This is a genomic window from Alloalcanivorax profundimaris, assembly GCF_015265435.1.
Taxonomy (GTDB): domain Bacteria; phylum Pseudomonadota; class Gammaproteobacteria; order Pseudomonadales; family Alcanivoracaceae; genus Alloalcanivorax; species Alloalcanivorax profundimaris.
In genome coordinates, this window is record NZ_JABJWH010000009.1 from 12,059 (window position 1) to 21,060 (window position 9,002).

The window sequence follows — 9,002 nt, forward strand, 5'->3', positions numbered from 1 at the left end:
CAAAGAGAAAAAACGAACAGGCGAATGCAAACCCCAAAAGCCCATCTCTACACGCATAAGAAATCATAATGGAAATCGCCATAATGAGTATAGCTGAAGACGATTTTCGATTATTCACTACAGGCATATCATTTATCCTTACCGTCGACAAAAAAACCAGTCCAAGTAGTAGTTAATTGATTTATACCCCTATGGAAGTTGTACGCAGTGCCAGCAGGAGTACCTCTGACAAGCAAGGAACCCAAAGCCTCCGCACCCAACTTCTGCATCGTATAATCGTTTTGGTTTACTGCATCAGAACCAAAACCCAAAGCCATGGATGAACCAGCTAGACTACCGGCCGGTTCGCCTACAAAAAAGGCTCTTGCGGTGCCCAATCCGGCGCCCATAGACAATACCGACATGGTAGTAGCAAGATTATCGCTGTTAGCCAACGACGCCGCGCCTCCCATAATTGGGGACAGAATAGGAATATCCCTATCGATCCACCAGTACACCGCATAATCTGCGGCCCCGGTAAATCTAACGAAAAGAGACTGCAGCCGTTCGGAAAAAGCCGCTTGGTAGCTATCCCACTCCGGCTCATCTCCCCCAAGCTCATTATATTTATAGCCTATAGCCGCCTGGAGAGCACCAACAGCAAACTTACCTCCAGTCACCTCAGATACGGTGCCGCTAGCCAGGGCAGCAGCTAACGTTCCGCCCACCTTGTTTGATATCTGATCGTGTATTCCGCCACCTATCACCGATTCCGTAAGCCCTCCCCAAAGACCGGACCGTGCATCGCCGCCAGACATTTTAGCAAACGCCGCTCCTCTGGCTCCATGTAGGCCCGTGGCGATCACCTCGCGGACTACGCTTTCCCCTGCACGGAATTGCCCTATGCGACCGGCGGCATATTGATTCGAATACGCAAGCGCCGCTGTTTTCATGCCAATTTCAAAAACATCGGACAATGGCGCACCGTTAGCATAGGCCATACTTGCGTTGGCTCCGGCGTTACAGATAGGGGCGTAGGGGCCACAGGCTGTACTTATAGTGCCGATGACTTCGCCAGCATACTTATTACGGCTAGCAAATTTGGCTAGTGCGCGCCCACCATGATAAAAAAGCGCCTCATTAACTGGCCCCATAACGAATTGCATGATCTGGCGCCTAAACTTCTTTCTTACATCTCGCCATTTGTCCGTCACGTTCTCGCTCCACCAAGAGTACCCAGTAGGATCGGTGTAGCTCATCGGGTTGTTCAGAACGTAACTATAGCGATTGTAGCTTTCTGTATTGGCCAAACCTTTAATTATCGGGTCGGCGCTCATAAATCGGCCGAGGGTCGGCTCATAGATGCGCCCCCCCATGTGGATCACTCCGACTTGGTCCAGCATTTCGTGGCCAGTGAAGCCTCTACCCGTGGTGTTTTCGTCACGCTCCAGGTCGAACCAATCCAGATCTGACAGGCTTACCCAGTCGAGGCCTTGTCTTGGGCGACCCCAGGGGTCGTATTGGAATCGCTCGTTGACACCACCCAACTGATTGGCCACCGCGACGATGGAGCCCAGGGCGTCGGAGAAAAGGTACTCATCTTTCAAGGTCGACGCGTCGCCGTCTTCCAGTGAGACGACAACCCCGCCCGGTAGGGACCAGCGCTCCTTAACCGTCGTCGCGCCAGCCTGGGAAATCGTCAGCGTTTCGTAGGATCCAATGGACGTTTTATTGATGGACTGATCGGATGCGGTGCTGACCTTGCGCAGAATCTCCCTGGATGGTCCGTAGACAAACTGCACCTGGGCATCCGGCGTGCTAATGGAAACCGGTTTATTGAACGATGTATAGGAAATGGTTTTGTTACCACCGGTGAGCATATTGCCGCCGGCGTCGTAGCAGTATTGCTCGTTCCTTACACCGGTCACCTGAGTCACCGCGCCTGGGCCAGGGGTGTAGGTCTCTCCCTGGTATTGGCAGGTCTCCTGGTAGGCATAGCTGCCTACATCGTTCCGAGCAGTAATATTGCCGGCGATGTCGTACTGAGCGGTTTGCTCAAACGACAGGCCAGGCTCGCCGAGATTTTCAACGCTGGCCCGGATCAGCCGATCCAGGTCGTCATACTCGAACGTTTCTTCAATGGCCAGATTTTGCGTAGTATTCGTCTGGGAACGCTGTAACAGGTTGCCATTAGCATCGTAGACGTAGCTCTCATCCTGGATACCCCAGGAAGGCGCCAGCGTCATCTTGGAGCGAATCTGCGAAATCATGCCGGTAGCGTCGTTGTAGGCTGCCTGATTCTCGATCATTCCATTGGCGAAGCGCCGCCGTGTAACGTCTCCGCGGGCATTTTGCGCCAAAATCTGCCAATAGTAGTCCGACGACCCCGCCTTACCGAGCTCAGTCAGGAAACCTAGATTGTTGTACCGGTACTCCACACTGACACTTGGACCTTGATCGCGATGAGCGGGGGTCATCACAGCGAGCTTGCCAGTATCCTCGTCGTATTGCTGGGTGCTTACATAGTCGACTTGTGCGTAGCGGGTCTCGGTACGGACCACGCGGCCCAAGCTGTCGTAGAACGGCTCCTGTTCGTAACCGGCAGATGTCCGTACAGAGGCCAAACGTCCCACCCCCTTATCGAGCGCATCATAGCTCCAACTGGTATCCGCAATCTGTCCCTGGCAGCCACTTAGTGCCGAATTGAGCGCCTGTGTCCAGTCAGACGACGCCAGATAATCGTCGGTCCGGGCCACCTGGCGCCCGAGCACGTCATAGCTAAAACAGACGCGACGACCAGAGCCATTCTCCTGCAGAACGAGCTGGTCATAGCCATCGTAAGCGTATCGCCAGGTACCAATGTTCGGGTCGCTGGACATGACCTTGCGCCCGAGCAAATCGTACTGATTGACCAGTTCCACCCCACCGGGCAATAACGCCTTGATGAGCTGCCCCGTCGCATCGTAGAAATAAGTAATCCGGCGGCCATCGTTATCTGTCGCCTTTCGCATATGACCTGCCACATCGTCGGTAACGGACGAGACACGCACCTGCGCGCCCGCTCCGAGTTGCCCGCTCCAGGAGGTCGTCTGAGTGGTGGTCAGGCCATTAAAGTGGGTCTCCGTCAGGGCACCAGAAGCAGCCATTCGCCGGGTCGGTCTGCCCATGGCATCCCGTTCCAACACTTCGTCCCAGTGTACTGCCCCACCCGACTTGTAGGGCTGGCTGCTACGCAGTAAACGTCCCTGGGCGTCGTATTGTGCAACGTTGTAGATATAAGCACCGTCAAGGCCCTGGGTACGCGTTTGAACTGTTCGCCCGAGTTTGTCTTTATATTCACGCGTTTTGGGCGACATAGCCGTACCACCGGCGGATGCCTGCCAGCTTTCGGAGTAATATACGGCATGCGCAGGACAATTGGATAGACAAGCTTGGATGCGTACTTCCGTGGATTGCCCGCCCGGCGAGGTCTTGCGGACCAACCGTCCTACGGAATCGTATTCCCAGGTAGAAACCAGGCCATTCGGATCCTGTTCGGTCAGCTTAGCACCGGTGACTTCATCATAACTGGAAATAACCTGGTGCCCGAGATCGTTGGTGACGCTCGTCTGGAAACGGCCTCTTGAGTCGTACCCGAACTCAATAGTACGGGGAGGCAAACCGGCCACTGATGTGGTAACCGTCTCCTTTAAACCAAAATCGTTGTATGTGTAGCTTTTTTCCTTTCGAAGATCCGCACGATCCGGCTCAATAATCTCTTTCTTAAGCATACCCGCGAACGTTGACTGGGACGCAGAGTAATACTCCCACTCCGAGACTTTAGTAATTGCGGGCACCGCGGAGCCTTGATAAGCCCCGGCATGAGTCACCGTGGAACGAGTAAGCCGCCCCAATATCCAGTCATCCAAGTAATCATCAAACTGACTGACAACCGTTTTCGTAAAGCTCTGCTGGGGTCCGGATGTGGTTTCGACAACATTAGTCAAATTCCCAAAATCGTCATAAGCATGCGTCGATGACGAAGCCTGTATGAAAGCGCCATTTAGATCATAGCTCTCCGATTGGCTTTCTATCTGCTGCACCCTGTAGCGCAAAGGAGTTTGGCTGTCACCATTCCAGATCGTCTCATCATGCGCCACAACGTTGAAACCAGACCCTTCATAGGTCACGGTTTCCCAGGTATTCTCCTGAACAGAAACCTCTTGAAGCGCACCGCTGCTTGTAAGGTAACTGGTTTTATTCTTCTCGACATACCCCGTCTGGTGCAGGTAAGGCTCGTGGAGATACCAGGTTTCATTGATCTTCCGATCATTCTCTGACGTGGTCTCTATATAACGAAAACCCAGCCCTCCTATTCCGCCCTCAATGTATCCATAGTTTTTATAAAAATAGCTCTGCTCATTAAATCCGCCTATACCATTCGAAACGCTCAAACGAGAAACAACATTAATGCCCGACCCGATATAAATTTCGCCATACTCTCCGACCCCTCGGTCGTGCGCGTACACCGACGGATCGGAAATATCTTTATAATCAACCTGATAAGAAAGCCCCATACCGTTAGTCACACCGGTTAAATAATCATGTCTCTCTGACGAGCCCGAATCAAAGCAAGCCATTCCTCGATTATCCTCCGGATGAAGACCGCGAAGTGACTTAAAGTAGAGCGCACAATAACTAACCTGACCATCTCCATTGATGTCGGCCCAACCACGGTTTATACCCCTCAACCCTCTCGGGACCAGGGTTCCAGGGAATATAGGCATTGAGTAACTTTCAACAGAATGCCCAAACCCTTCCGGCGTACTCAGCATACACCTCAGGACAGATTTATCCTCAACGCACCAATCGATCAAGCCATCTTTGTTAACATCCACGAACTGGGTTGCCTCGGCCATTGCCTCGCTAGCTATTGCCGGCAAAGCCGAGCCATATTCACTCCAAGGGCTGTCGCTAATCTGCATAAAAGGAGATACGATCTCACTCCCCCAACCCTGCCCGGTAGATTCCAAGCATTTCGCACGATACCCGCCACGACCGGAATAATTGGTTACGTATATTCTGCAAAAATCGGAATACCCATTTCCCGTGAAGTCAACAAAACGCGCTGAAAAGCGCTTCGTGGAAGTACCCATGTAATACGACTGATCAATATCTTTGTCATCTTTGTAATTGCTTCCTGTTTTCGACCAACGTCCACCGTTTAGATCCTGGCCTTTTCTATTCAAATCGCATGTAATTTTATTATCTTTCACTCGGCAGTAGTCGGGAAGACTATCACCATTGATATCCACCCAATAGCCAGGAACCTCATCTACGTGGCGCACAACTGCTCGATCATTAAAACTAAAATTTTCACCTTCCCTTATTGCACAAGTTACATATTTTTTTTCATCATTCTGAGTATAGGAAAAGCAATAATCGAGCCAGCCATCATTATTGAAGTCCACCCAGGACCGCCCTGAAATCTGAAAAATGCCGGTTGGCCGATTAACAGTACTTGATACCGTCTGTTCGAAACTGATGTCGTCCCCACCGCTATTAAGATGGCATTTCAACCGATCGGAGGAATCCCAAGCCTTATCGCCGTTCGGTATCGAATAGCAAAAATCAACATAGCCATCATTATTAATATCTTTCCATGCCGGATCCACATTCCAATTCAGGAAATCCAATGGCGCCTGCATCAAATCGGTACCGTTCAGGACCACATCAATTGGTATCGAATCACCAAAACGCCCTGATTCATTGATTAGGTAGCAAAGCACTTCCGCCGTATTCCAGCGAGTTCCGGAACGATCCGTTGGAGACACGCGGCAATAGTCATCCACGCCGTCCCGATTAATATCCGCCCAACGATTAAAACCAAATTTGGTAAACCCTTCCTCATATACATAGCCAGTCGAGGGGTTGCCCGGAAATCGAATATATTGTCCGTTTGCAAAACTGGGGGCGTCGCCCCTTCGCCAATCCAGCGTCGTCGGATTAAAGCACTCACCTCTATAGTTACACTCGGCATAACTCGCCATCAAGGAGCGGCGAGTAACTTCATTGCTTTCATAGAAGAAATGATATTCGCGAAGAGTCGCTTTCTCCACCTGGCTGTATATACTTTTCAAACGAAGCCCAAGGCTAAGCTTTCGGCCTAGTATCGCGGTCGTTTTCCCATAAGGGTCAGTTTCATAATGAAACTCAACACCAGCATAACCAGACTGATCAGCCCCATCGTGGATAGTGTATTCTATCTTCCTCGGGAAAAATGATGCCTGATCTGGCAAGTATGAAACGCGATACCCATAACCTAAGCGATCTGAGACAGACTCCAACGCCCAAACGCCCACCGCGCTATTGTTTCTTTTACCACGAACCCTGGAATTTTCCGATTGCCCGTACTTGTAAAGATCACCATCTTTTCGATATTGGGTAAAACCGCCGTTTTCAAATACGATGCGCGAACTATCTTCTTTTTCCAGCCGGTAGATCGAGCCACTCTCCCAATAGCTCCCACTGACAAGTACTAGCCTGACACCATCTAAACACGCCAAATCTTCATTCGAACCATCCACACCTTGAGTATATCCGTCCTGAAGATTCTTGTGCCCACAACGCCTCACGGCGGATAGCCCTGAGATCTGAAACCCCATGCCCGCTTGGCCGTATTCGGCATCACTGGAATAATTCAAAGAAACGCTAGGTGTCACACCCGAGCCACCACTAGCAACTTGAATGGGTATTGAAAAATGGGCCTGCCCCTGACTGACCGAAAAACGCGACTGAGAGGCCCCGGTCAACGAGTATAAAAGACTAATCCGGTGCGGACTTTGAAACCGGCCGCTGGCCAATTCCGCATAATAGTCACCATCAATAACTATTTCCGCCCCATTAGCTCCCAGACGATCCGTCACACTCACATTGGAGTTACCAGAAACCCATATTCCGTCAAGTTTTTTAAACTGGTCTTTCAAGCCGAAAGAACCATCTCCATTATTATCAAGGTAAAGCGTATTTTTTGAGGAAACCTTTGAATGGAGCACTATATCCAGCTCGCCATCGCCATCAAAGTCTCCTAACAAAACCTCATAGTCGCCGGTTGGCTGATCGGGAATTTCAGCGTCGCCGGATAGGGTGCAAGGTTCGAAATCGCCAGAAGTAGTCCCGCAAAATAGAAGGTTCTCGTAGCCCGCGGATATTGGTACTGGAAAGGTAACACCCGCCCCAATGGGCACATAGTTGGGCACCGCAACAAGTAAGATGTCAGGAATACCGTCAAGTCCATACTCGACACTGGATATATCCTGGTGGTAGACAACGTAATTATGCTTCTGCAAGCTCAACGGCCGCGCAGCAAGAAGGTTGGAAGATAATAAAAAACAGAAAATCGAAACAAAAAAAACAAACCCCTTCCTCACCTTAACCCCCTCACCATTCCTCATTTTATAAAACAGATGACCACCTGACGGCTTTCAAAGAAAGCAGCAGAAATATCACCTTATCTATTCCATTAATTGGCCGGAGCGGATTGTCCGCACAAACTCGAGCCCCTTATATCAATCTTGGAAAACGCAATAAGCGGCACCCAAAGCAGCCAAATCGCACATACTCACTGAAACACTATTTTGCTATTTTTACGCCCATTAAACGCAAGCCAAGACCATAAGGCGCCCCATAATGGTTCCACTGACTTCCTGAACTACAATTGTTCATATCGACCCAAAGGTCCACAGGCAAATCTTGAGCTTGAGCCGACAACAAAACCGATACCCAGGTTTGCACTGTTGCGTTTATAGAACCATCGTACCAATAAGATACGATGTCGTGCGCATCCGTGGGATTACACCCCACGTTGTTATCGGACGGCACCCCTGCCATCCGAACCGTCACCACATTATTTCCGCCCTGGTTGTATACTAAAACGTCCTTGACATAGATTCCTTGAAACGCCCACTGTCTAGCAGCCTGGCTCTGACTGCACAAAAAAAAGGTCAATACGCCAACAAGGATTGAAATTCTCACGCACCCTCCAGAAAAATCCGCACGGCAATAATCTTTAATACAAAAAGGCGGCACCTAATTGGAAACGACTTCGACACCAAGAAGATTAAGGCCGAGACCTGCCGGGTTGCCGAAACGCCCCCATACAGAGGACGTATTGCAATCATCTGCATCTAACAAAACATTAACAGGCAGAGACTGAGCTTGCGCCGACAGCAAGACCGACAAAAGGCCCTGGTGCGTATTATTCAGATCGCTCTTGTATAGAAAGCTGACGATGCCGTGTTGATCTGTTGGCGCACACCCCGTGTCAAAGACGGCATCTTCTTTAAATCGTACCGTTATGACATTCCTATTATTTTCATTATAAACCATCACGCTTTTTATCCGGTGGCTCCCCACCCAGACCATATCCGCCGAAACTTGCCCACAAAAAACCGCAACAATTATTATTCCTAGAATTCTTAACTTCATACCTCCCCCAAAATTTTCCTCTACGGATTCTATATATTCTTCTCAAGGCGGTATGTAGGAAATGTCTCCCTTGTTGTGTAAGAGATATCTCACAATCACCCCATTGAAACTTGGCCTACAAAGCTTCGTTTATTGAAGATCAAGGAGTTTTCACTCTAACCCCGGCAAATCGCTGCCCCAGCCCGGCTGGTGCACCAAAAGCGTCCCACTGACCCGCCGTATTGCATTGATCCGTGTCGATTAAGATGTCGACTTCAACCCCCTGCGCTTGCGCCGCAAGCAACCCCGAGACCCATGTCTGGACCCGACTGTTAAAGTTCCCTTCAACCCAGTAACTAAAGATTCCATGATGATCCGTTGGCACACACCCCGTATCAATACCTGAATCCTTTTCTAGCTTGGCCGTCACTATTCCGTAGCCCGCCATGCTATATATCAACACGTCTTTTACTTCGAACCCTCTCTCCCAGACCTTTTGCGCTCCGGCCTGGCCGGCCATGAAGATTCCTAGAAAAATCATGATTATGTATTTCATTTTACCCCCTATTCTTATACGC

General features: G+C 50.1%; 4 protein-coding genes. All 4 read right to left on the reverse strand.

Annotated elements, in window-relative coordinates; genetic code table 11:
* Positions 1-128: 128 nt before the first annotated feature.
* The 4 genes from HMJ39_RS05420 to HMJ39_RS05435 all read right to left on the reverse strand — a co-directional run bounded on the left by HMJ39_RS05420 (position 129) and on the right by HMJ39_RS05435 (position 8,980).
* The gene (locus HMJ39_RS05420; RefSeq protein ID WP_194296562.1) at positions 129-7,388 is read right to left on the reverse strand and encodes an RHS repeat-associated core domain-containing protein; all 7,260 of its coding nucleotides are present in this window, start codon (positions 7,386-7,388) and stop codon (positions 129-131) included.
* 202 nt (positions 7,389-7,590) lie between these two features.
* Positions 7,591-7,992, reverse strand: a complete 402-nt coding sequence (locus HMJ39_RS05425) for a hypothetical protein (protein WP_194296563.1) — start codon at positions 7,990-7,992, stop codon at positions 7,591-7,593.
* Positions 7,993-8,046: 54 nt separating this feature from the next.
* A complete protein-coding gene (locus HMJ39_RS05430) occupies positions 8,047-8,445 on the reverse strand; it encodes a hypothetical protein (RefSeq protein ID WP_194296564.1) in 399 nt (132 codons plus the stop codon).
* A 139-nt stretch (positions 8,446-8,584) separates the two neighbouring features.
* Positions 8,585-8,980: a hypothetical protein gene (locus HMJ39_RS05435; RefSeq protein ID WP_194296565.1), complete on the reverse strand. Its 396-nt coding sequence runs from the start codon at positions 8,978-8,980 to the stop codon at positions 8,585-8,587.
* Between the last annotated feature and the right edge of the window lie 22 nt (positions 8,981-9,002).

Bases quoted from the DNA above. Each gene is read 5' to 3' on its own strand.
- HMJ39_RS05430 (WP_194296564.1), bottom strand. From the start codon at position 8,445: ATGAAGTTAAGAATTCTAGGAATAATAATTGTTGCGGTTTTTTGTGGG.
- HMJ39_RS05435 (WP_194296565.1), bottom strand. From the start codon at position 8,980: ATGAAATACATAATCATGATTTTTCTAGGAATCTTCATGGCCGGCCAG.